18 protein-coding genes are annotated in these 22,945 nt (G+C 35.4%); 10 read left to right on the plus strand and 8 right to left on the minus strand.

What is annotated here, in order from left to right:
- Window positions 1–52: 52 nt before the first annotated feature.
- On the plus strand, window positions 53–2,434 hold the full coding sequence (locus ISU00_RS00410) for a S9 family peptidase (RefSeq protein WP_394368525.1): 2,382 nt from the start codon (window positions 53–55) through the stop codon (window positions 2,432–2,434).
- Window positions 2,435–2,465: 31 nt separating this feature from the next.
- Here ISU00_RS00410 and guaB read toward each other — a convergent pair whose 3' ends face one another.
- A complete protein-coding gene (gene guaB / locus ISU00_RS00415) occupies window positions 2,466–3,938 on the minus strand; it encodes an IMP dehydrogenase (RefSeq protein ID WP_228852066.1) in 1,473 nt (490 codons plus the stop codon).
- Between the two features lie 179 nt (window positions 3,939–4,117).
- On the opposite strand from guaB, the gene ISU00_RS00420 reads away from it, so the two are divergent.
- On the plus strand, window positions 4,118–6,346 hold the full coding sequence (locus ISU00_RS00420; protein WP_228852067.1) for a TonB-dependent receptor family protein: 2,229 nt from the start codon (window positions 4,118–4,120) through the stop codon (window positions 6,344–6,346).
- Between the two features lie 25 nt (window positions 6,347–6,371).
- Here the strand turns inward: ISU00_RS00420 and ISU00_RS00425 are convergent, their stop codons facing one another.
- Entirely contained in the window at window positions 6,372–7,253 is an 882-nt protein-coding gene (locus ISU00_RS00425) for a hydroxymethylglutaryl-CoA lyase (RefSeq protein WP_228852068.1), read from the minus strand.
- 79 nt (window positions 7,254–7,332) lie between these two features.
- Here ISU00_RS00425 and ISU00_RS00430 point away from each other — a divergent pair, with 79 nt between their 5' ends.
- Window positions 7,333–7,824, plus strand: coding sequence for a GNAT family N-acetyltransferase (locus ISU00_RS00430; protein WP_228852069.1), 492 nt, complete (start codon window positions 7,333–7,335; stop codon window positions 7,822–7,824).
- Here ISU00_RS00430 and ISU00_RS00435 read toward each other — a convergent pair.
- The gene (locus tag ISU00_RS00435) at window positions 7,821–8,855 is read right to left on the minus strand and encodes a quinone-dependent dihydroorotate dehydrogenase (protein ID WP_228852070.1); all 1,035 of its coding nucleotides are present in this window, start codon (window positions 8,853–8,855) and stop codon (window positions 7,821–7,823) included. The genes ISU00_RS00430 and ISU00_RS00435 overlap by 4 nt on opposite strands.
- Window positions 8,856–8,961: 106 nt before the next feature.
- On the opposite strand from ISU00_RS00435, the gene pepT reads away from it, so the two are divergent.
- Complete coding sequence (pepT, locus tag ISU00_RS00440; RefSeq protein WP_228852071.1) at window positions 8,962–10,203, plus strand: peptidase T; 1,242 nt, start codon at window positions 8,962–8,964, stop codon at window positions 10,201–10,203.
- A 37-nt stretch (window positions 10,204–10,240) separates the two neighbouring features.
- Here pepT and ISU00_RS00445 read toward each other — a convergent pair whose 3' ends face one another.
- Window positions 10,241–11,401, minus strand: coding sequence for a PepSY-associated TM helix domain-containing protein (locus tag ISU00_RS00445; RefSeq protein ID WP_228852072.1), 1,161 nt, complete (start codon window positions 11,399–11,401; stop codon window positions 10,241–10,243).
- A gap of 363 nt (window positions 11,402–11,764) precedes the next feature.
- On the opposite strand from ISU00_RS00445, the gene ISU00_RS00450 reads away from it, so the two are divergent.
- The 3 genes from ISU00_RS00450 to ISU00_RS00460 all read left to right on the plus strand — a co-directional run bounded on the left by ISU00_RS00450 (window position 11,765) and on the right by ISU00_RS00460 (window position 14,906).
- On the plus strand, window positions 11,765–12,793 hold the full coding sequence (locus ISU00_RS00450; protein WP_228852073.1) for a c-type cytochrome: 1,029 nt from the start codon (window positions 11,765–11,767) through the stop codon (window positions 12,791–12,793).
- Window positions 12,793–14,142: an OprD family outer membrane porin gene (locus ISU00_RS00455; RefSeq protein WP_228852074.1), complete on the plus strand. Its 1,350-nt coding sequence runs from the start codon at window positions 12,793–12,795 to the stop codon at window positions 14,140–14,142. The genes ISU00_RS00450 and ISU00_RS00455 overlap by 1 nt, the downstream gene beginning before the upstream one ends.
- 164 nt (window positions 14,143–14,306) lie before the next feature.
- Window positions 14,307–14,906: a YdeI/OmpD-associated family protein gene (locus tag ISU00_RS00460; protein ID WP_228852075.1), complete on the plus strand. Its 600-nt coding sequence runs from the start codon at window positions 14,307–14,309 to the stop codon at window positions 14,904–14,906.
- A 51-nt stretch (window positions 14,907–14,957) separates the two neighbouring features.
- Here the strand turns inward: ISU00_RS00460 and yajC are convergent, their stop codons facing one another.
- From yajC to ISU00_RS00480, 4 genes are all read right to left on the minus strand, one after another.
- Window positions 14,958–15,245 carry a preprotein translocase subunit YajC gene (gene yajC, locus ISU00_RS00465; protein WP_228852076.1) on the minus strand — a complete coding sequence of 96 codons (288 nt, stop codon included), beginning with the start codon at window positions 15,243–15,245 and terminating at the stop codon, window positions 14,958–14,960.
- 35 nt (window positions 15,246–15,280) lie between these two features.
- The gene (locus tag ISU00_RS00470; RefSeq protein WP_228852077.1) at window positions 15,281–15,757 is read right to left on the minus strand and encodes a DUF1573 domain-containing protein; all 477 of its coding nucleotides are present in this window, start codon (window positions 15,755–15,757) and stop codon (window positions 15,281–15,283) included.
- A gap of 120 nt (window positions 15,758–15,877) precedes the next feature.
- Window positions 15,878–16,789, minus strand: coding sequence for a transcription antitermination factor NusB (nusB, locus tag ISU00_RS00475; RefSeq protein ID WP_228852078.1), 912 nt, complete (start codon window positions 16,787–16,789; stop codon window positions 15,878–15,880).
- 109 nt (window positions 16,790–16,898) lie between these two features.
- Complete coding sequence (locus tag ISU00_RS00480; protein ID WP_228853701.1) at window positions 16,899–18,002, minus strand: Glu/Leu/Phe/Val dehydrogenase dimerization domain-containing protein; 1,104 nt, start codon at window positions 18,000–18,002, stop codon at window positions 16,899–16,901.
- A 125-nt stretch (window positions 18,003–18,127) separates the two neighbouring features.
- Here ISU00_RS00480 and ISU00_RS00485 point away from each other — a divergent pair, with 125 nt between their 5' ends.
- The 3 genes from ISU00_RS00485 (at window position 18,128) to ISU00_RS00495 (ending at window position 22,943) form a co-directional block, all read left to right on the plus strand.
- Window positions 18,128–19,885 (plus strand): ABC transporter ATP-binding protein, encoded by a 1,758-nt coding sequence (locus tag ISU00_RS00485; protein ID WP_228852079.1) that lies wholly within the window; start codon window positions 18,128–18,130, stop codon window positions 19,883–19,885.
- Window positions 19,886–19,956: 71 nt separating this feature from the next.
- The gene (locus tag ISU00_RS00490; RefSeq protein ID WP_228852080.1) at window positions 19,957–20,334 is read left to right on the plus strand and encodes a PUR family DNA/RNA-binding protein; all 378 of its coding nucleotides are present in this window, start codon (window positions 19,957–19,959) and stop codon (window positions 20,332–20,334) included.
- 80 nt (window positions 20,335–20,414) lie between these two features.
- A complete protein-coding gene (locus tag ISU00_RS00495) occupies window positions 20,415–22,943 on the plus strand; it encodes a M14 family metallopeptidase (protein WP_228852081.1) in 2,529 nt (842 codons plus the stop codon).
- Window positions 22,944–22,945 lie beyond the last annotated feature (2 nt).

The following is a 22,945-nucleotide window of genomic DNA, read 5'->3' on the forward strand; positions in this document are numbered from 1 at the left end:
TATAATGAATGTTTATTTTTACAGCTAACACTAAATATACAAATCCTAATACATGTTTTTGAAAAGCAGCATCCTGAAAAATTTAGTTTTACTACTATTTTTTCTGGGGTATTCTGTAATTACAGTTGCCCAAGAAACCACCCTCAGCGTGGAAAAAATTATGCAAGATCCTTTATGGATGGGATATTTTCCCTCTAATGTGAGCTGGGGCACACATGGTGAAACTATTTATTTTAATTATAACCCTGAAAAAAATCCAAGCGATTCTCTTTACAAAATAGAACTCTCAGATCTTAGTTCAATTCAAAAAGTGTCTATTTCCGAAAGGAGGAAACTAATCAATAGAAATGCTGTTTTTAATAAATCGCATACCTCAAAAGCATATGTAGACAATGGCAATTTGTATTTATATGATGTAAAAAAGAGAACCTCCACACCCCTAATTGAAATGGGAGGACGAATTGCCAATATAAAATTTATCAATGACGAGGAAATAGGTTTTTCGCATGACTCAAATTATTTCATTTACAATTTGAAAAATGGACGACTTTCCAAATTGACAAATATTATTAATGGTGATGAACCCAAAGAGAGAGAGAAGAAAATGTCTGACAAAGATCAATGGGTGAAAGATGAAAATTTAGGACTGTTAAAAGTTTTAAAAGAACGTGAAGCAAAGCAGGAAAGCTCTAGAAAATATAGAGAAATGACTGCCGAAAAGGAACCTTTCAAATTTTATATTGGTAATCAATTCGGTACCAATTATAATATTTCATCAGATAAAAGGTACATCACATTTAATCTTATAAAACGAGATTGGGGCACTAGTACAGAAGTACCAAATTATGTTGATGTTTCAGGTTACACTAAAGATCTAAGGGCTCGAAGTAAGGTTGGAGAAGAGAATACAGAGTATAAACTTGCCATTTATAACCTTGTAAAAGATACCGTTTACTATGTTCAAAGTGAAATGCTTCCTGGAATTAAAGACCTTCCTGATTATGTTAAAGATTACCCAGATAAGACATGGGAAGAAAAAGCAAGAAACGTAATATACTCTGAGGCAATCTTTTCGCCTGAAAGAACAATTGCTGTTGTAAATGTAAGATCCAAAGACAACAAGGACCGCTGGATTGCCAACATTAATTTAGAGGATGGCACATTAAAAACATTAGATAGACAAAGAGACGAAGCTTGGATTGCTGGCCCTGGGATTGGCTGGTCTGGTTCAACAGGCGTAATGGGTTGGTTACCAGATAGCAAACATATCTATTTTCAATCTGAAGCAACTGGCTATTCCCATCTCTACATTTTAAATGTTGATACTGGAATCAAAAAAGACATTACCCCGGGCAACTATGAGGTGTTTGATCCTTTTTTATCCGCCGATGAAAAGAGCTGGTATTTCAGTTCTTCAGAAGTAAGTCCACACGAACGCCATTTTTATAAAATGCCTATAATGGGTGGCAAACGAACCCAACTTACAACTATGGAAGGTAATAATGATGTTGCCCTTTCACCTGATGAAAAGTACATGGCCATTAGATTTAGCTATAGTAATAAACCATGGGAACTTTATCTTCAAAAAACATCTAGTAATGCCAAACCTCAGCAATTAACGGACGGTCAATCTGAGGCCTTTAAGTCTTATGATTGGCGTGATCCAAAAATTGTTTGGTTCGATGCCACGGATGGAGCCAAAGTTCCTGCCAGACTTTATGTTCCTGAAGCTTCAAAAAAAAATGATGCCGCCGTGGTATTTGTGCATGGTGCTGGTTACCTTCAAAATGTGCACAAATGGTGGTCTAGTTATTTCAGAGAATATATGTTCCATAATTTACTGACAGATCTTGGCTACACAGTTATAGATATTGATTATAGAGCTAGTGCCGGTTATGGTCGGGATTGGAGAACCGGAATTTATCGACATATGGGGGGGAAAGACCTATCCGATCAAGTTGACGGGGTGAGGTATCTAATTGATAATTATAACATTAACCCTAAAAAGGTTGGAATTTATGGTGGAAGCTATGGCGGATTTATAACGTTAATGGCGCTTTTTACAGAACCAGACGTTTTTAAATCTGGAGCTGGATTACGCTCGGTTACAGATTGGGCTCATTACAATCATGGTTATACCTCCAACATTTTGAATGAACCAGTTAACGATCCTATTGCCTATAAGCGTTCCTCTCCTATATATTTTGCAGAAGGATTAAAAGGAAACTTGTTGATGGCTCATGGCATGGTAGATGTAAACGTACATTTTCAGGATGTAGTAAGACTAAGTCAAAGACTTATTGAATTAGAAAAAGATAACTGGGAATTGGCGGTCTATCCAGTAGAAGATCATGGTTTCGTAGAACCAAGTAGCTGGACGGATGAATATAAACGTATTCTTAAATTATTCAACGAAACTCTTTTAGAAGACTAAAAATTAAAAGGCCCGAAATTCGGGCCTTTTTTTATCTTGAATAATTTGGTGCTTCCTTTGTTATAGTGACATCGTGTGGATGACTTTCCATAATACCTGAAGAAGTAATTTTAACAAATTTGCCTGATTCCTTCAATGTTTCAATATCCTTTGCACCGCAATAGCCCATACCTGCTCTTAAACCACCAACAAATTGATGAATGCTTTCTACCAAATCTCCTTTGTAAGGCACTCGTCCAACAATTCCTTCCGGAACCAACTTCTTAATATCATCTTCAACATCTTGGAAATAGCGATCTTTGCTACCCTGTTTCATGGCTTCTACAGAACCCATACCACGATATGACTTAAATTTTCTTCCTTCAAAAATTATGGTTTCTCCTGGAGATTCTTTTGTTCCTGCCAAAAGCGAACCCAACATAACGCTATCTGCACCAGCAGCCAAAGCTTTTGGTATATCTCCGGTATAACGAATACCTCCATCTGCAATCACAGGTATGCCAGACCCTTTTATAGCCGAAGCTACATTTAATACAGCTGAAAATTGTGGAAATCCAACACCAGCTACGACACGGGTTGTACAAATAGAACCAGGTCCAATACCTACTTTTACTGCATCTGCTCCAGCATCAACTAAAAATTTGGCGGCATCCGGTGTTGCTATATTACCAACCACCATATCTGTAGAATCAAAGGTCTTTTTCAAATTTTTCAATACAGAAACCACTCCTTTTGTATGACCATGAGCAGTGTCTATAATAATAGCATCAACCCCAGCATTAACAAGAGCTTCTGCCCTTTCTTCAGCATCAGCAGTTACACCGATAGCGGCTGCTACCCTTAACCTACCATAAGAATCTTTATTAGCTATTGGTTTCTGGGTAAGTTTTGTAATATCCCTAAAAGTTATTAGACCCGCTAATTTATAATTGTCGTCAACTATAAGAAGTTTTTCAATTTTATTTTCTTGAAGTATTGCCTCAGCATCCTTCAGGGAAGTACCTACACCAGCTGTTACCAAATTTTCAGAAGTCATTACTTCGGTGATGGCTCTTTCATTATGATGTTCAAAACGAAGATCGCGATTTGTAACAATACCTTTTAACGTTCCTTCGGCATCTACAATAGGTATACCGCCAATATGATGCTCAGCCATACTTTTCTTTGCATCTCTAACGGTTGCCGTCATAGGCAAGGTAACGGGATCGATTATCATCCCACTTTCTGCACGCTTAACACGGCGGACTTCACTAGCCTGTTGCAAAATAGTCATGTTTTTGTGAAGCACCCCAATTCCACCTTCACGAGCCATTGCAATAGCCATAGCACTTTCAGTCACTGTATCCATAGCGGCTGAAATAATAGGAACATTTAATAAAATGTTGCGGGTAAATTTTGTAGCTGTGCTAACGTCTCTTGGTAATACTTCTGAATAAGCCGGAACGAGTAAAACGTCGTCGTAAGTAAGGCCTTCACCAAGAATTTTGTGGTGATCTGTGAACATGATGCAATTAAAATTAATTGCGTGCAAATATACGTCTTTTTTGGATATTAATTTTTAGGAACTCAGCATTAAGCAATTGTAAATTTTATTTTTATTTATTCTAAATAAATTTTGTTCAAAAGAAATTCAATCTTAAATTTGCGGCAGAAAAATTTATTATTTTTATTAAGTCTAAATAAATGAAGTTAAACTTATCCTCTCTAATTCTTCTAATTTCTGTCAACGGTACAATTTTAGCCCAACAGCAAGAAAATACCCCAATAGATTCAATTCAAAAACTTGACGAAGTAATAATCAATTCCAATGTCATTTTTGGTAATAAGTATGTTGCCAAAAACAGAACAGGTTCTGCCTATTATCTTTCTCCTGAAGAACTAAAGACATTCAATTATACCGACATAAACAGAGTTTTAAAAACGGTTCCAGGTGTCAATCTTTATGAAGAGGATGGGTTCGGGTTACGTCCCAATATTAGTTTAAGAGGAACTTCTCCCGAAAGAAGTGCAAAAATTTCACTAATGGAAGATGGAGTATTAATTTCCCCTGCACCTTATAGTGCCTCTTCTGCATATTATTTTCCTTCAGTGGCAAGGATGGAGGCGGTAGAAATTTTAAAAGGTAGCAGCCAAGTTCAATATGGGCCATTCACAACTGGTGGAGCAATCAATATGATTTCCACCCAAATTCCGAATAGTTTCAATGGAGGTGTAAATGCAAGTTTAGGATCATTCAATACAGCTAGATTACATGCTAAAATTGGTGACAGTAAAACTAATTTCGGTTATATGGTTGAATACCTAAATTATAATTCCGACGGATTCAAAAATCTTTTAAATGATAAAAACACTGGCTTTGATATTAATGAAGTAGTTGGGAAATTCAGAATAAATTCAAACCCAGAGGCTAAAATTTACCAAGCATTGGAAGCTAAATTCCAATACTCGGACGAAGTTTCCAATGAAACCTATCTTGGACTAACGGAATCTGATTTCAGTGAATCTCCATTCAATAGGTATGCCGGTTCCCAAAAAGATCAAATGAATGCAGACCATATACAGTTTATGCTTACCCATGCATTGAATTTCAATAAAAATCTTAGGATTACTACTAATGGTTATTACAATGAGTTTAAAAGGAATTGGTACAAACTAGATGACATAATTTTTGACGGAAATAAGCAAGGTATTTCTAGCGTGGTTTCAAATCCAAGCGATTTCTCGAATCACTTGTCAATCGTGAGAGGAGACCTCAATACCGATGAAGATGCCTTATTGGTAAAAGCAAATAACCGAAGGTACATTTCTAAAGGTGTTCAATCTAAATTTGATTACCATTGGTATGGAGACAATACTTTTCATGATTTAGAAATAGGGGTTCGTTTCCATTACGACCAAGAAGATAGATACCAATGGGAGGATGGATATAGCATATTAGATGCCATTATGACTAAAACTTCTGATGGTGAAAAAGGAGCACAAGGCAATCGAATTAGTAGTGCTAATGCATTTGCAACATATGCCATGTATAAATTAAAAATAAATAATTTAACCCTAACTCCAGGGATTAGATATGAGAACATCAAATTAAACCGGACCGATTTTGGAAGTAGCGATCCCAACAGAACAGGATTAGATATTTCTGAACGTGAAAATACCGTGGATGTTTTTATTCCTGGACTCGGTTTTAATTATGCTATTACCGATTTGGTTTCAATCTTTGGTGGGATTCATAAAGGATTTTCGCCTCCAAGTAACCAACCAGGAGAAAAAGCCGAAGAAAGCGTTAATTATGAATTAGGTTCAAGATTTACTTACGGTAAATTAAGAGGAGAATTGGTCGGTTTCTATAATGATTACAGTAATCTTTTAGGCAGTGATTTGGCTGCAACAGGAGGCACAGGATCATTAGATCAATTTAATGCTGGAGAAGTAATAGTTAATGGTTTGGAACTACTTTTAAATTACAATTTAATGCCCCAAAATTCTAAATTCAGTTTACCTATTACATTTGGTTATACCTATACAAATTCTGAATTTCAAAGCAGTTTTGGAAGCAGTGATGAATTATGGGGAGACGTTAACGAAGGAGATGAATTACCGTATATATCGAAAAATCAATTCAACGCTATGATTGGATTAGAGCATAAAAAATTTCAATTAAATCTTAGCGGTCGTTATAATGGTAAATTCAGAACAAAAGCAGGCTCTGGATCTATACCAGATGATGAATTGGTTAAGTCTAATTTTATAATTGATTTTGCTGGTAAATACCATTTTAAAAACTACCTGAGTTTTACAACTAATATCATTAATGTCTTGGACGAAACCTATGCAGTATCTCGCGTACCCGCAGGATTAAGACCAGGCCATCCGTTTGGGATATATGGAGGTGTAGAGTTCAGATTTTAATATAAAAATCTTTAAGTAGTGATAGCTAAAAGTTGTTGAAAACCTTTAAAGCCTCATTGTAAGCGCTTTCAAAAGCCATTGCATTTAGAGGATTACACTTTTGGGAAGTAAAATATGATAGTAATTTTTCTGTTGGCATATTACCCGTAAGCTCATCCTTTGCCATAGGACAACCGCCGAAACCTTGTATTGCGCCATCGAATCGCCTGCATCCAGATTTGTAGGCAGCATCGATTTTTTCAAACCAGGTTGAGGGAGTAGTATGTAGATGTGCACCAAATTCAATATGTGGATACCTCGGAATTAAATTTTCAAAAAGATAACTAATGGTTTCCCCATCGGAACTACCAATGGTGTCGCTTAGGGAAATAATTTTTACCCCCATATGGTCTAATTTTTCTGTCCAATCAGCAACAATTTCAACATCCCAAGGATCGCCATAAGGATTCCCAAAACCCATTGAAATATATACCACTACTTCCTTATTTTTTGAATTTGCCAAATTCAAAATTTGCTGTAGGGTATCGACGGACTGTGCAATTGTTTTATGAGTGTTTCTCATTTGGAAATTTTCCGAAATAGAAAACGGGTAACCCAAATAATCAATCTCAGAAAACTGGCAAGCATCTTCAGCACCTCTATAGTTGGCAACTATTGCCAGCAACTTACTGTTAGTTTTAGATAAATCTAAACTGGAAAGAACCTCTGCAGAGTCTGCCATTTGAGGAATTGCCTTAGGTGATACAAAGCTCCCAAAATCAATTGTATCAAATCCTACACGCAATAACGACTGAATGTATGCTACCTTCTTTTCAGTAGGGATAAATGTTTTGATGCCCTGCATGGCATCTCTCGGACATTCTATTATTTTTATTTCACTCACAACCTCAAAAATAGGAAACTTCATCTCCAGCTTGAAAATTATTTTGCATGCATTGTTTATTCAAAAAATAATTTGAAATTGAAACCGCTAAAATTTTCAAGTTTTGATAAAAGCTGTCACTTCTAATCATGATATAGAGATTACTGCCAAATTAGCTCATAAAATTTGGAACCAACATTATGTCCCTATCATTGGAAAAGCCCAAGTGAATTATATGGTTGAAAAATTCCAAAGTGAAGAAGCAATTAAGGATCAGTTAGACAATGGCTTTAAATACTTTCTAATTTATTTCTCCGAAACCCCTTGTGGTTATTTGGCAATAATTTCAAATACTGAAGAAAAAAAATTGATGATTAGCAAAATCTATATTGATAAGGGTTTCAGAGGAAAAAATCTAGGATCAGAATTGCTGGAATTTGCCATTAATTATGGCAAGGATCATTCTTTGAAAGCAATTTGGTTAACAGTCAATAAAGATAATTATCATTCAATAAAATGGTATGAAACACGAGGTTTTAGAAAAGAGAAAAAGGTTGAAATAGATATAGGTAACGGATTTATTATGGATGACTATATCATGGAAAAGACTATTTAACCAGCTTTTCTTTTTAAAAGTTCCTTGTTAATATTTTTAATTAATGCAGGACCTTCGTATATAAAACCAGTATACAGCTGAATTAAATCTGCTCCGGACTCTAATCGCTCAATTGCATCCTCTACCGTGTGTATACCACCTACACCAATAATGGGAAAGTAACTTTTTCTTTTTGCAACCAAAAATTTAACAACCTCATTGGCTCTTTTGGTTAGTGGAGCACCACTCATTCCACCGGTTTCAGATTTGTTAGAATCAGTTAAACCTTCCCTACTTATGGTTGTATTAGTGGCAATAATTCCGGAAATACCGGTGGTTTCAACAATGTCTATTATATCCAATAATTGGGAATCGGTTAAATCTGGTGCTATTTTTAAAAGAATTGGTTTGGCCTTAACCTCCTTTGCCATTTTTAGGTTTCTATCTTGTAAAGTTTCAAGTAGTTGCATTAAGGGTTTTTTGTCCTGTAACTCTCTTAAATTAGGGGTATTAGGTGAACTAACATTCACCACAAAATAATCCACCCAAGGAAATAATGCATCGAAACATTTAATATAATCATCAACAGCATTTTCGTTCGGAGTTGCCTTATTTTTGCCAATATTGCCACCTATCAAAACATTCTTATTATGTTTTAGTCTTTCCACAGCCTTTTCAACACCTTCATTATTAAAGCCCATCCTATTAATTATGGCCTTATCTTTTTTCAATCGGAATAATCGTTTTTTAGGATTTCCAGGCTGAGGTAACGGAGTTAAGGTACCTATTTCTATAAATCCAAAACCCAAATCATTTAATTCTTCATACAATTTGCCATCCTTGTCAAAACCAGCTGCCAACCCTATAGGATTTTTAAATCTTAAACCAAAAACCTCCTTTTCCAATCTTGGATCTTCTACCTTAAAACTATGTTTAATGATGGAAGAAACAAACGGCAAGTGATTTAAGATTTTAAGAGTTTTAAAGGTGAAATGATGAACAGATTCAGGATCGAAATTAAAAAGAAGGGGGCGGATGATTTGTTTGTACATAGCCGAAAATTGTATTGCAAAAATACCATTCATTTAAGTAAAACAGCAAGACAAACCGTCTAAATTGTAGTATTTTTATACTCTAAAATTTAAGCCTTTTGAAGAGATGATTGATGCGAAAAAATTAACCGAAAGATTCATTAGCTACGTGAAAATCCATTCAGAATCTGATCCAAATTCTGAAACTACTCCAAGTACTGAACGCCAGTGGGATATTGCCAAAAAGCTGGTAGAAGATTTAAAGGCAATTGGACTTAGCGAAGTTCAAATCGATGATAAAGCTTATATAATGGCAACTCTTCCTTCTAATATTGATAAGGACATACCAACAATTGGGTTTATTTCGCATTTTGATACGAGTCCGGATTTTACTGGTAAAAATGTCAATCCACAATTTCAAGAGAATTATGATGGAAGTGATATTGTTTTAAATGAGGAGCAAAACATTATACTTTCACCTGATTATTTCGAAGATTTGCTACAATATAAAGGCCAAACACTTATTACCACAGATGGGACTACTCTTTTGGGGGCAGACGATAAAGCCGGGATTACCGAAATTGTTTGTGCAATGGAATATTTAATTAACCACCCAGAGATAAAACATGGTACTATTAAGGTGGGTTTTACCCCGGATGAGGAAATAGGAAGGGGTGCACACCATTTCGATGTGACCAAATTTGGTGCAGATTGGGCTTATACGATGGACGGCAGTGAAATTGGGGAGCTAGAATTTGAAAATTTTAATGCTGCTAGCGCGGTGGTAACCATTAAGGGAAAGTCGGTACATCCTGGTTATGCTAAAGATAAAATGGTTAACTCCATTTACATAGCAAACAAATTTATTGATGCATTGCCACGACTTGAAACCCCAGAACATACTGAGCATTACCAAGGATTTTTTCATTTACATAAAGTAAATGGAGATGTTGAGGAAACCAGATTACAGTATATTATTCGCGACCATGATATGGATCAATTTGAGGCACGAAAATCAATGATAGAGCAAATTGCATTTGATATCAATTCAGAATATGAAAAAGAAGTTATCACGGTTGAAATAAAGAACCAGTATTTAAACATGCGTGAAAAAATTGAGCCTGTAATGCATATTGTAGATTTGGCTGAGGAAGCAATGAAAGCTGTAGGTATTGAACCCAATATAAAACCAATTCGGGGTGGTACAGATGGCTCTCAACTATCTTATATGGGACTTCCATGCCCTAACATTTTTGCAGGGGGACATAATTTCCACGGTCGTTTTGAATATGTTCCGGTTGAAAGTATGGTTAAAGCAACCGAAGTTATCTGTAAAATTGCAGAGTTGGCCGCTACCAAAGATTTATAAAAAAATTACAGCGATAAGATTAGATAACAATAATTTATTAGCTGTACAATTTAATTACTTTCTTAATTTGCTTAGTGCGTTTCTTTGCTCGTTTTTTCTTGAGTTTGTTAATCCAAATTATTGTTCCGGTAATTGGTAAACTAGTAGCAATAAGACAAGCCAAGAAATAAATTATTTTCGAAATTCCTCCAAATATCTCACCTGTATGAAGTGGTTTAATCAAGGATGCAATTTGAACGTTTAAAGGCTTTTCATTAAATATATCTTTCAGTAAAATATCACCTTGCTTAGAAAGGATTAGGCTATTGCTAACAGTTGGAGTCCAAGAACTTGCATTTTTTTTACGTATATTAAAATAATCATTGCGATCTGAAGGTAGACCTATACTCAAGTCACCGCTATAATTAAACTCCTCATTAGCTATATTCAAAATTTCAGAAAGACTTAATTCAGAAGCATTGCTTTCTGGAACAGTAATTTCAGGTTGACTACGGTTAAAAACAGGAGTTCCTAGTACAGCACTTGCACCTTCTTTGTACCACCCAAATGACCAATTAAGGCCCGTGAGTGTCATAACAATTAAAAAGATACAGGCATAAAATCCCAATGTATTGTGTAAATCGTGGTTGATACGTTTCCAGCTTGCTGAAAATTTAATTTTGAAACCAGGTTTAAACTGCTTCCATAACATCTTTTTTGGAAACCATAAAATGATACCAGAAATTGACAAAAAGAAAAAGATGATTGTTGCTATACCAACGATCGGTCGACCTACGGAAGTATCTAAAAGTAGCCAGCGGTGCAACCTGAACATAGTCATAAAAAATTCATTTATACTATCATTAGTTTCATGTTGTAAAGTTTTACCAGTAAATTGATTTACATAAACTGCAGTTCCCCTTCTATCTTCAGGGGACATTTTTACTCTAAATTCATATGGCGATGTTGAATTGGATGGTATGGTAAAACCATCAATTGTGCCCTTCCCAGAAAGTTTCTCAACCAACTGCTCAGCGGACAATATTGATTCAGAATTGCCCTCTAACTCCAAATTTTCAGTAAACGCTGATTTAATTTCTTTTTCAAAAGTTAAAATAGTACCACTCAAACAGACCAAGAATAACACTATCCCACTGCCAATTCCCAACCATAAATGAATGTCATTAATTAATTTTCTAAATGTGTAGTTTTTCTTCATGGATATTCAAGGCTAAAAAATTGGCTTATTTTGAAATTAAAGCTGCAAATATAAACTCACCTATCATTTTAAACAAGTTATTTAGAATCATTTTAAACAATGAATTGAAAACATTTTCAATAGCATAAGAAGAATATTTAATTGAGATATTTAAATCCACTTTTTATTAAAAATTTAAACATATAATTTCATGGGTAATTCAATAAATTAGATGGTATATCTGGACCTTTGACGTCTTTAAATCTGAGAAATTCAGCATGTACATTTGTTTTCTTTTTGGTCTATGTAACAATTATTACACTGTTTGAATTAACGAACGATTAAATTTGCCACAATACCTTCCCCGAGGTTATAGGGATTACTATGAACGATTTTGAAAAACTTTTTAGGTCTTTAAAAATTATATTCTCGCTGCTAATGGCGGGTGTAATTTTCATTTCCATTTTCATTGTATACTATAGTTACAACCCTGAAATGTTACAATTTGTTCAACCCAAATCGAGTATCTGGGTAGTTAAGATTCCAGAAGAACAATTTGATGCAGGTGCTATGGATGCGATTGTTAAAAAAGGCTATCAAATTGTAACCGAAACTTCGAGTTGGTTAGGCCCCTCAACAGAAGACCCTCAGCGCCGTTTTGCTGGCAATAATCTTTCTTGTTCAAACTGCCACCTTCAAGCTGGGGCTCAAGCAGGTTCGGGGTCTTGGGTTGGTGTCACAGATCGCTATCCACAATTCCGTGGTAGAGAAAACAAAATTGGAACAATTGAAGACAGAATAAATGGGTGCATGGAAAGAAGCATGAATGGAAAAATACTGGATGTAAACGACCCAAACATGATGGCTATTGTAAGCTATATGGAATGGTTAGGAGAAGGACTCCCTGAGGAAAGAATAAAAGAATATAGTGGCTATCCAAAAATCGTTCTGCCTAATGTAGCGGTGGATCTGGGAAAAGGCAAGGATGTATACACAAGAGAATGCATGGTATGTCATGGAGAAGGTGGACAAGGTATTCCAAAACCAAATGGTGTTGGTTACACTTATCCTCCACTATGGGGATCTGATTCATACAATAACGGCGCAGGAATGCACAGGGTAATTACAGCTGCAGAATTTATTAAATCTAATATGCCTTTTTTGCAAGCTACTTGGGATAACCCAAAATTAACAGATGAAGAGGCTTATAATGTGGCAGGTTATATTAACAGTTTTGAAAGACCTGAAAAAGCCTCTCTTACCGAAGATTTCCCTGATAAAAAATTAAAGCCCGTATCCACTCCCTATGGACCCTGGACAGATGAATTTCCTGCTGAACAGCATAAATTTGGGCCCTTTATACCTATCATAGAATTCTATAAAAAGGAATTCGGAATTACAAAAAGCAAATAATGTTTAAGCACCAAATTACCTTCGTCTTACTATTTATAAACCTTTCCCTTTGGCCGCAAAATGCTGAAAAGAAAGAATCTACTGGCGATTTAAGTGGACAATGGAGAACCTTCTACATGAACACTATTAATGACGGACATCTCAAAGATTTTAACGCTTTGGCAACCGGAGGTTATGTGAAATACGAATACAAATTTTCCAAAGGGTTCTACCTAGGGGGAGCCCTATATACTTCTATTAATACTAATATCCAAGATCTTACGGAACCCGATCTAACCACCGGCAAAACCAGTCGCTACGAAGAGGGTTTATTTGATTTGGAAAACTTGGAGGAGGATTGGATAGCTTTGATTGGAGAACTCTATGCGGGTTACAAATTTGGGCGCAATGATCTAAAAATTGGTCGCATGAAACTAAAGACACCTTTTTTAAACCCAGAAGATGGCAGAATGATTCCTACTTTGGTACAAGGTATTTGGTATCGCCACAATTCAAAAAAAGGTGCCATTTTCCAACTAGGCTACATAGATAGAATTGCACCACGATCTACCTCCAAATTTTTCAATATCGGAGAAAGTATTGGTCTTTATCCTGTTGGGCGCGATTTAGCGGGGCAACCCTCTTTATATCGAGAAAAGGTGACTTCTAACTTTATATTGGTAGCAAATGGACTTATACCTATTAATGAAAGATTTTCAGTAGATATTTGGGACTTTTTTGTTGAAAATGTGTTCAATAGCTTTTATATAAATCCTAAGTATAAATTAAGCGATAAATGGTTGTTTGAGGCAGAGTGGCTGCATCAAAATAAAATAAATAATGGTGGGAACTCAATTGATTCATTAAGTTATTTTCTCGATGATAATTCTGATGTTATAGGCGGTAAATTTTCTTACAAGATAAAAGATTATTCATCCGTTTCTTTGGCTTATGACCGTATTACAACGTTTGGGAGATTCTTGTTCCCAAGGGAATGGGGAAGGGAATTTCTTTTCAGTTTTCAAAAGCGAGAGCGAAGTGAGGGTACGGCAGGCAACCACGCCTTAGTCGCATATTATAATACACGAACCGACATACCTTCACTCAAAACAAGAATAAATTCTATTTGGAGTGTTGGTCAACACTGGAAAGATTCTGCAAGCGATCCTGCTCTTAATAAATATGCCTTTCCTAGTTATACGCACTTCAATGCAGACCTTTTCTTTGAGTTTGAAAAATTAAAAGGATTTAGACCAGAATTTCTATTCACCTATAAATTGGCTAACGGTGATTTCCCTGATAACCATAATTTCATTATCAATAAAGTTAATATGTGGAATATTAACTTAGTCTTTAATTACAATTTTTAGTATTCCAATAGGAATGTGGGAGTAAACCATATCGAGTAATAGATCTATTAGTTTGAACAAATAGTAATTAAATGGAACCATCCATTATGATTTTGGCTTTCATTTAAAATTACACGTCTGGTAGATTGTATAAATTCTATCTTTATGGTATAAATTTCCATACTATGGCCGGAATTACTTCCGTAGAAGAATACTTAGAGAAACATAAACAATACCATTCTGAATTGCAACTCTTGAGAGAAACTATCCTAGAAACAGAATTGGAAGAATGTATTAAATGGGGCGCACCAGTATATACCTTAAACGGAAAAAATGTTGTAGGGCTTGGAGCCTTCAAAAATCATTTTGGAGTATGGTTTTTTAATGGAGTTTTTTTAAGCGATCCTAAGAATGTACTGTTTAATGCACAAGAAGGAAAAACTAAAGCACTTCGCCAATTACGTTATGTAACTGAAAAGGATATAGACAAAGTTGTGCTTCGAAATTATTTAAGAGAAGCCATTCAAAACCAAAAAGATGGCAAAGAATTAATTCCAGTTAAAAAGAGCAAAAAGGTTGAACTGCCAAAAGAGCTTTCTGAAGTGTTGAACAACAATGCCATTTTAAAAACCTCTTTTTTTAATTTAGCCCCTTATAAACAAAGGGAATATGCCGAATTTATAGAATCGGCAAAAAGAGAAGCCACTAAACAAACAAGGATTGATAAAATAATTCCTTTGATCGAAGAAGGTATCGGCTTAAATGATAAATACAAAAACTGCTAAAAAAAAGCCTTCCAAAATGGAAGGCTTTTTAGTATGTTCTTATTATTGTGACTAGGCTTTTGGAGTGGCGTTTAATTTCCTACTCATTTCCATTGAAATGGCAGAGCGCTCAAATTTAATTTTACCCGCGAGCGTTTCAATAACACAACTGTCGTCTTTATCACTTAAGTCAACAACTTTGCCGTGCATGCCACTTTTTGTTATCACTTTATCACCTCTTTTTAATTCGCTTGCAAATTTTTTTTCCTGTTTAGCGCGTTTCATTTGTGGTGCAATCATAAAGAAATACACAACCGCAAACATGGCGATAAATGGCAGAAAATCCATTAAGTTTCCCATCTTCTAAAGTCTAGTCTAATTTAATTTAGTGTTTATTATGAATCAGTTTTTGGAGCGTTTGGATCTGCTTCGATGAAAGCCTTGATTTTTACTTGCTCTTTTCCAGATTCTGTATTGGTAGTTAAAGTAATAACCTTTGACACTTGGTTACCTGGAGTTCCCCTACCGTTAAATTTAACTGTAAATTCGGCTGTTTCTCCGGGAGCTAAAGGCTCTTTTTTCCAATCTGAAGGAACTGTACATCCACATGTACTTTTAATATCACTTACAACTAAAGGAGATTCTCCGGTATTTGTATAAGAAAATTTTGTTTCTACTGGAGTTCCATTAATAATGGTACCAAAATCGTGTTCAGTTTCAGCGAAACTAATTTCTGGGAATTCACCTGCGGTTGCATCTCTTTCAGCAGCTTCAGCCACATTTTCTTCCTTTATCTTACTTGTAGCATCGTCTTTACATGCTGTAAAAGCAACCATACATAGGGCACTTAATCCTAGGATAACTTTTTTCATGGTTATGGTTTTAAATTTTAAAATTTTACAATTTGAGATGGTAAAAGTAATAATATTTTCAGCTAATAAAAACTTTTTAGCCCTTATCTGTTCTATGCTTGGGGGATTCTGGAGAGATTTTTATAGCAGCCCGCGACCGACTTTAACGTATTTTAAACTCTCCTTATAGTCTTTTACAATCCTATCCAAGATACCGTTGATGAAAATACTACTCTTCGGTGTTGAATATTCCTTAGCGATTTCGATATACTCGTTTATTGTTACTTTAAACGGAATAGAATTAAAATTTTGAAACTCACAAATTGCCATTTGAAGCAGGACCATATCCATCTGGGCAATCCTTTCTGAATCCCAGTTAGTGGTATAGTTTGTAACCTCATTATTCAATTTTGAACTATTCAAAACAGTCTTCTTTAAAAGAGCCATACCAAACTCACGGTCATCTTCGTCCCTAAATAACTCTGGCAGAAAATGATGAATATTGGAATGGGGCTTGGCCTTTTGAATAAGTCGCAATAGGCTTGTATTAATTAATGGAAGATCATCTAACCAAGTTAACTTTTTATCTTCAAAATAATCGTAAAGCTTCTCATTTGGAGCAATTATTTCCGAAAAAATGTCCGCGACAAAATTACGATCAATCTTAAAAGATTCCTCTATTTCTCCCAAATAGGAAGCATATAGTTTACTGTTTAAAATGCTTTTAAATAGAATTTCTACATACTCGAAATCCAGATACCAAAAGTTCAGTTTACGTTTTTCTACCAATTCTGTAAACTCCGCATCATTTCTCAAAAGCAACAACAATTGGTTATTGGCCAATTTAACTGCCGAGGGTATCCCTTTGTTATTATTTAGGATTTGATTTTTTGTTCGCTCTATTTGAGATTCAGCTCTTTTTTGAACCTCAACCAAAAGCGCAAGGATACTTACATGCAAATCGAACATTCCATTAAAACTCTGATTCAAAAAGGCCTCATATTTTTTTAGGTCCTCATTCTCGTCAGCTCCAAATGCATAAATTGTTTGCATAACTTTAATTCGGATGTGTCTACGGTTTAGCATGTTGAAAGAACTTAGGTCAATAAAATAGGGGAATTAGTTTTCCCTCCTTTTTACAAAAATAAAATGTTTGACTGAATTAACGTTTGGAGTTTTCCAATTTACGCGTTTCTATACGTTCATTGGCAATTTGAACAGCAGCTTGATTAGTTGTAATATCTTCTCTTTTTGATCGTTCAAATATTTCCAAGGTAGTATTGAAAATATTTTCCGTTTTACGCATAATCTCTTGCTTACCGTAATTTTCCAATTCGGCATATACATTTATAATACCGCCTGCATTAATCAAAAAATCTGGGGCATATAGAATTCCTCTTTCCTTTAATATCCTACCATGAACATTTTCATCGGCCAGCTGGTTGTTAGCTGCCCCTGCAATTATTTGGGTTTTTAATCGATATACAGTATCGTCATTAATTGTTGCGCCTAAAGCACAAGGAGCATAAATATCCATTTGCTCATCGAAGAAATCACCATCAAAAATGTCAACATGATATCTCTTCGCAATTTTTTCCAGGCATTCTTTATTAATGTCAGTAATAGTAACCTTTGCACCTTCATCTAAAAGGTATTCAATTAAAGCACCACCAACACTGCCTACACCTTGAACAAATATCTTTCTATCTTCAAGCACATCAGTACCGAATTTGAACTTTGCCGCTGCCTTCATTCCCATAAACACACCAAACGCAGTAATCGGAGATGGGTTACCAGCACCACCTTTATTCTCGGAAATACCAGTAACATATGGAGTAACTTCCCTTACGATATCCATATCTTCGGTTGTCATTCCAACGTCCTCAGCGGTAATGTATTTTCCATTAAGAGAATGTACAAACTCCCCAAATTTTCGCATCAATTCGGGAGTTTTTTGTGTTGATGAATCTCCTATAATAACTGCCTTTCCACCACCCAGATTTAAACCCGTTATGGCAGATTTCAATGTCATACCTCTTGAAAGTCTTAATACGTCATTAAGGGCTTCCCATTCATTCTGATAGGGCCACATTCTAGTTCCCCCAAGGGCTGGCCCCAAAACGGTGTTATGAATACCAATTATTGCCTTTAAACCAGTATCTTTGTCGTGGCAGAAAATAACCTGCTCGTGGTCATCGAAGGAAAGTTGTCCAAAAACTGGGTCAACTTTTTTAAGATCATTAATTCGGAGATCGTCAGAAATCATCATAAAATGTTAAGCTGTTTCGCTTATTAAAAACAGCGTGCAAAATTAATGCAAATAGTGAGTGTTCGCAAACATAATATGTTAAATACTATTTAATATCTAAGCCCCTCTTTTTCAAATCTTAAATGAAAGAACTTCAGCATCTCAACAAGTATTTTTATAAGTATCGATATAAACTTTTAGCAGGTGTAATTATTACAATAATAGCTAGGATATTTCTATTATTCACACCTGAACTTATTGGTAATTCAGTTGATATAATTGATGACTATCGTAACAATATTGTTACGGATGTATCTTATGTTAGAACTGAACTGCTTATTAATATTCTATATATTATTGGGGCTGCTATTGTAGGTGGTATGTTTACTTTTTTAATGCGTCAGACCATTATTAACGTGAGCCGTTATATTGAATTCGACTTAAAAAATGAAGTTTATCAACAATACCAACGTTTATCCCTAAATTTCTACAAAAGCAATCGTACGGGGGATTTAATGAACAGAATTAGTGAGGATGTCGGTAAGGTAAGGGAATATGCGGGACCTGCAATAATGTATAGTATCAATACAATTACATTATTCGTAATTGTTCTTTTCCTCATGTTTAAGGCAGCACCTACTCTCACACTCTATACCATAATTCCGCTCCCAATTCTGTCGGTGTTTATATATATATTAAGTAAACAAATACATAAGAAAAGTACTATTGTACAACAGTGGTTATCAAAACTTTCCTCTTTTACCCAAGAGTCTTTTAGCGGTATTGCCGTCATTAAATCTTACGGCATTGAGGAGAAGGTAAATGTGGACTTTGAAATACTTTCAACCGAGCACAGAGGTAAAAATATTGATTTAGCAAAAGTTCAAGCTCTTTTCTTTCCCTTAATGATACTATTAATTGGATTGAGCAACATCCTGGTAATTTATATTGGTGGAAGACAATATATGGATGGTCAAATTGAAAGTCTTGGAGTTATTGCCAAGTTTATTATCTATGTAAATATGCTTACCTGGCCAGTGGCCACAGTAGGCTGGGTCACCTCAGTTATTCAACGTGCTGAGGCGAGCCAAAAACGAATCAATGAATTTTTAAAGGAGGAGCCTGAGATAAAAAACAAGGTTGAACAGCATACAACCATTGAAGGGCATATTCAATTCAATGATGTTTCCTTTACCTACCCAGACACCAATATACAAGCATTAAAACATGTAAGTTTTGAATTAAAACCTGGAGAAACCATTGCAATTTTGGGCAAAACCGGATCTGGTAAATCAACCATCCTAGATTTAATTGGTCGCTTATACGATGTTAGTTCTGGCAATATTACAATTGATGATAGGGCAATCGACCAAATAAATTTAGACGATTTAAGAAAAAGTATCGGATATGTCCCACAGGATGCTTTCTTATTTTCCGACACTATAAAAAACAATATTAAATTCGGCAAAGCTGATGCAACCGATGAAGAAATCATTGAAGCCGCAAAAAATGCCAATGTCCATAAAAATATTGTGAAGTTTTCTAAGGGGTATGATACCATTTTAGGAGAAAGAGGGATTACATTATCAGGTGGTCAAAAACAACGGGTTTCTATTGCTAGAGCTATTATAAAGCAACCAGAAATACTACTGTTCGATGATTGTCTTTCGGCTGTAGATACTGAAACGGAGGAAAAAATTCTTAAGAATTTAATGAAGCTGGCAAAGAATACAACAACAATAATTGTAAGTCATAGAATCTCTTCTGCTAAAAATGCAGATAAGGTAATTGTATTAAAAGATGGGGAAATAATCCAAGCTGGAAATCACCAAAATCTTGTTGCGCAAGAGGGTTATTACAAAGACCTTTATATGAAACAACTGACAGAAAAAGAATTATGAGAAAATGTTGGTTACTAATCTTTTTTTTTAGATTTTTGGGACGCAAACCAAATAAACCTAACGAATTTTAGATGAGCGATAACGGCATGATGGATAAAGAAGAAATTTACTCGAAAGTACTTAGAGCAGGTAGAAGAACTTATTTTTTTGATGTACGAGCTACCAAGGCAGGAGATTATTATCTTACAATTACAGAAAGCAAAAAATTCACGAACGACGACGGTTCATTCCACTACAAAAAACACAAGATCTACCTTTACAAAGAGGATTTCGAAGAGTTTAAGCAGAATTTAGATGAAATGACAGACTACATTATCGATGAAAAAGGCCAAGAGGTAATTAGTGAGCGTCATCAAAAAGATTTCAAAAAAGAGGACGACGATTATTCTGAAGCATCTACTGATAGGTCAACCGGGAGCTTTACGGATATCAGTTTCGACGATATTTAATCCGTTATAAAAAAATTCAATAACAACCGCTATAGATTTACTATGGCGGTTTTTTATTTTTACAAAAATCCTTAGCAAAAATGAAACAAATTCTATCCGCTTTACTACTAGTTATTACTTTTCAAAATTTCGGACAATTTGATAAATCTCTTTACAATACCAGCCTAGAATACTACCTGCCAAATGGGATAACTTATAATTCTGCCATTCCAACACCAGAATCAATTATAGGACATGAAGTAGGTGAATGGCATGTTACCCATGATAAACTAGTGCAGTATATGTACACCTTGGCCGAAGCATCTGATAGAATTACAATTGAAAATAGAGGGGCTACTTTTGAAGGTCGACCAATTTTGCTCTTAACAATCACCTCTCCCGATAATCACAAAAATCTAGAGTCAATAAGAACTGCCCATATTGCAAATACGGAGGGAGAAAATAATGCCACATCCAACATGCCAATAGTCGTATATCAAGGATTTTCAATTCATGGCAATGAACCTAGCGGTGCTAATGCTGCCTTATTAGCGGCTTACCATTTAGCCGCAGCGGAAAGTCAGCATGTAAAGGATATTTTGAATAATGCCGTAATACTTTTTGATCCAAGTTTCAATCCAGATGGCTTGCAGAGGTTTTCGTTCTGGGCAAATTCAAATAAATCTAATGTGCTTAACCCCGATCCCAATGATAGAGAATATGATGAAGTTTGGCCAAGGGGTAGAACAAATCACTATTGGTTCGATTTAAATAGGGACTGGCTTCCTATCCAACTTCCAGAATCACAGGCAAGGATTAAAACATTCCATAAATGGTTGCCCAATATTTTAACCGACCATCACGAAATGGGCACCAATTCTTCCTTCTTTTTTCAACCAGGGATTCCAGAAAGAACCCACCCACTTACACCAAGTAAAAACCAAGAACTTACAGCAAAAATTGGAACATTCCATGCCAAGGCATTTGACCAAATAGGCTCCCTTTATTATACAGAGGAGGATTATGATGACTTTTATTATGGAAAAGGTTCAACATTCCCAGACATAAATGGATCTATAGGTATTTTATTTGAGCAAGCGAGTTCGCGTGGTCATTTACAAGAATCTTCTAACGGCGTTTTAACTTTTCCATTCACCATAAGAAACCAGTTTACTGCAGCTCTATCAACCCTTGAAGCTGCCTTCAACATGCGCGAGGAATTATTGCAGTATCAAAAGGAGTTTTTTGACAATTCTAGAAAATCACACAGTGGCAAAAAAGGAAAGGCTATTGTCTTTGGGGATCCAAAAGATGCCTCAAAATCTTTTCAATTGGCTGAAATTATGAAGCGTCAGAACATAGAAATATATCAATTAAAACAGGATGTAAACATCAACGGAAAACAATATAAAAATGGCTACAGTTATGTAGTTCCTTTTGATCAAAAAAATGCAACCATCATAGATGCAATGTTTGATATAAGAACAACATTTAAGGATAGTTTGTTCTACGATATCTCAGCCTGGACATTCCCTTATGCCTTCGATCTCGATTTCAGTAGTGATATTTCTATGGCAAGTTATGCGGGTGAAAAGATTGCGGAACTTAAGCGACCACAGGGATCTGTTCGAGGAAAAAGTTCTTATGGCTATGTCATGTCTTGGCACGATTACTATGCACCTAGAGCCTTGTACGCGATCTTAGCGAAAGATTTAAGGGCAAAAGTTAGTTTAGGTGAATTTAAGGTTGATGGGAAAGATTATGGCTATGGAACTATTTTCATTCCTGCACAAAATCAAAATATAACTTCAGATGAAGTGTATACGGTCTTAACCGAAGTTGCCAAAAATTCTTTTATCCACATAGACCCAATTTCAACGGGACTGACCCAAGGTGTTGATCTAGGAAGTCGATTAATTGCTACTGTTGAAAAGCCTAAGGTTGGAATTTTGGTTGGTGATGGTATTTCCTCATATGACGCTGGCGAAATTTGGCATTTATTTGATCAACGCTACAGGATACCGTTATCAAAATTAGACACAAAAGATATCGGGCGCATGAACTTAGACAGATATAATGTTATCATTATGCCTACGTCGTACAACATAGAGGACGGTGCACTTAAAAACCTAAAATCCTGGGTTGAAAATGGTGGGACTTTAATTGCCTACAAACAAGCGATAAATGTCTTAACCCGAAATGAATTTGTAAAAGTAAAATTCAAGAAGAATGATTTAAAGGCCAAAAATGTAAATTTTGCTCTAAGAGATGACTTTTATGGAGCACAAGGTATAGGAGGTGCGATCTTCGAGGCAAAACAAGATTTGACACATCCCATTAATTTTGGTTATAACGACGATAAGATTGCCCTATTCAGGGATACAACTATTTTTATGGAAGCTGATGATAATAGTTTTAATAATCCAATTCAGTATACAAAAACTCCTCTATTAAGTGGATATATTTCTAAACCCAATTTAGATAGTTTAGCTGGAACAGTGCCATTTAAAGTAAATAGATTACGAAGGGGTAAAGTAATTCTATTCACCGACAACACAAATTTTAGGGCATTTTGGTACGGCACAAACAAATTATTGATGAACGCGGTTTTCTTTAATGACGAAATGTAAAA

The organism is Aegicerativicinus sediminis (genome assembly GCF_015476115.1).
Lineage (GTDB): Bacteria > Bacteroidota > Bacteroidia > Flavobacteriales > Flavobacteriaceae > Aegicerativicinus > Aegicerativicinus sediminis.

Coding starts and splice junctions, on each gene's coding strand:
- ISU00_RS00410 (WP_394368525.1), top strand. CDS start 53: ATGTTTTTGAAAAGCAGCATCCTGAAAAATTTAGTTTTACTACTATTT.
- guaB (WP_228852066.1), bottom strand. CDS start 3,938: ATGTTCACAGATCACCACAAAATTCTTGGTGAAGGCCTTACTTACGAC.
- ISU00_RS00420 (WP_228852067.1), top strand. CDS start 4,118: ATGAAGTTAAACTTATCCTCTCTAATTCTTCTAATTTCTGTCAACGGT.
- ISU00_RS00425 (WP_228852068.1), bottom strand. CDS start 7,253: ATGAAGTTTCCTATTTTTGAGGTTGTGAGTGAAATAAAAATAATAGAA.
- ISU00_RS00435 (WP_228852070.1), bottom strand. CDS start 8,855: ATGTACAAACAAATCATCCGCCCCCTTCTTTTTAATTTCGATCCTGAA.
- pepT (WP_228852071.1), top strand. CDS start 8,962: ATGATTGATGCGAAAAAATTAACCGAAAGATTCATTAGCTACGTGAAA.
- ISU00_RS00445 (WP_228852072.1), bottom strand. CDS start 11,401: ATGAAGAAAAACTACACATTTAGAAAATTAATTAATGACATTCATTTA.
- ISU00_RS00450 (WP_228852073.1), top strand. CDS start 11,765: ATGAACGATTTTGAAAAACTTTTTAGGTCTTTAAAAATTATATTCTCG.
- ISU00_RS00455 (WP_228852074.1), top strand. CDS start 12,793: ATGTTTAAGCACCAAATTACCTTCGTCTTACTATTTATAAACCTTTCC.
- ISU00_RS00460 (WP_228852075.1), top strand. CDS start 14,307: ATGGCCGGAATTACTTCCGTAGAAGAATACTTAGAGAAACATAAACAA.
- yajC (WP_228852076.1), bottom strand. CDS start 15,245: ATGGGAAACTTAATGGATTTTCTGCCATTTATCGCCATGTTTGCGGTT.
- ISU00_RS00470 (WP_228852077.1), bottom strand. CDS start 15,757: ATGAAAAAAGTTATCCTAGGATTAAGTGCCCTATGTATGGTTGCTTTT.
- nusB (WP_228852078.1), bottom strand. CDS start 16,789: ATGCAAACAATTTATGCATTTGGAGCTGACGAGAATGAGGACCTAAAA.
- ISU00_RS00480 (WP_228853701.1), bottom strand. CDS start 18,002: ATGATTTCTGACGATCTCCGAATTAATGATCTTAAAAAAGTTGACCCA.
- ISU00_RS00485 (WP_228852079.1), top strand. CDS start 18,128: ATGAAAGAACTTCAGCATCTCAACAAGTATTTTTATAAGTATCGATAT.
- ISU00_RS00490 (WP_228852080.1), top strand. CDS start 19,957: ATGAGCGATAACGGCATGATGGATAAAGAAGAAATTTACTCGAAAGTA.
- ISU00_RS00495 (WP_228852081.1), top strand. CDS start 20,415: ATGAAACAAATTCTATCCGCTTTACTACTAGTTATTACTTTTCAAAAT.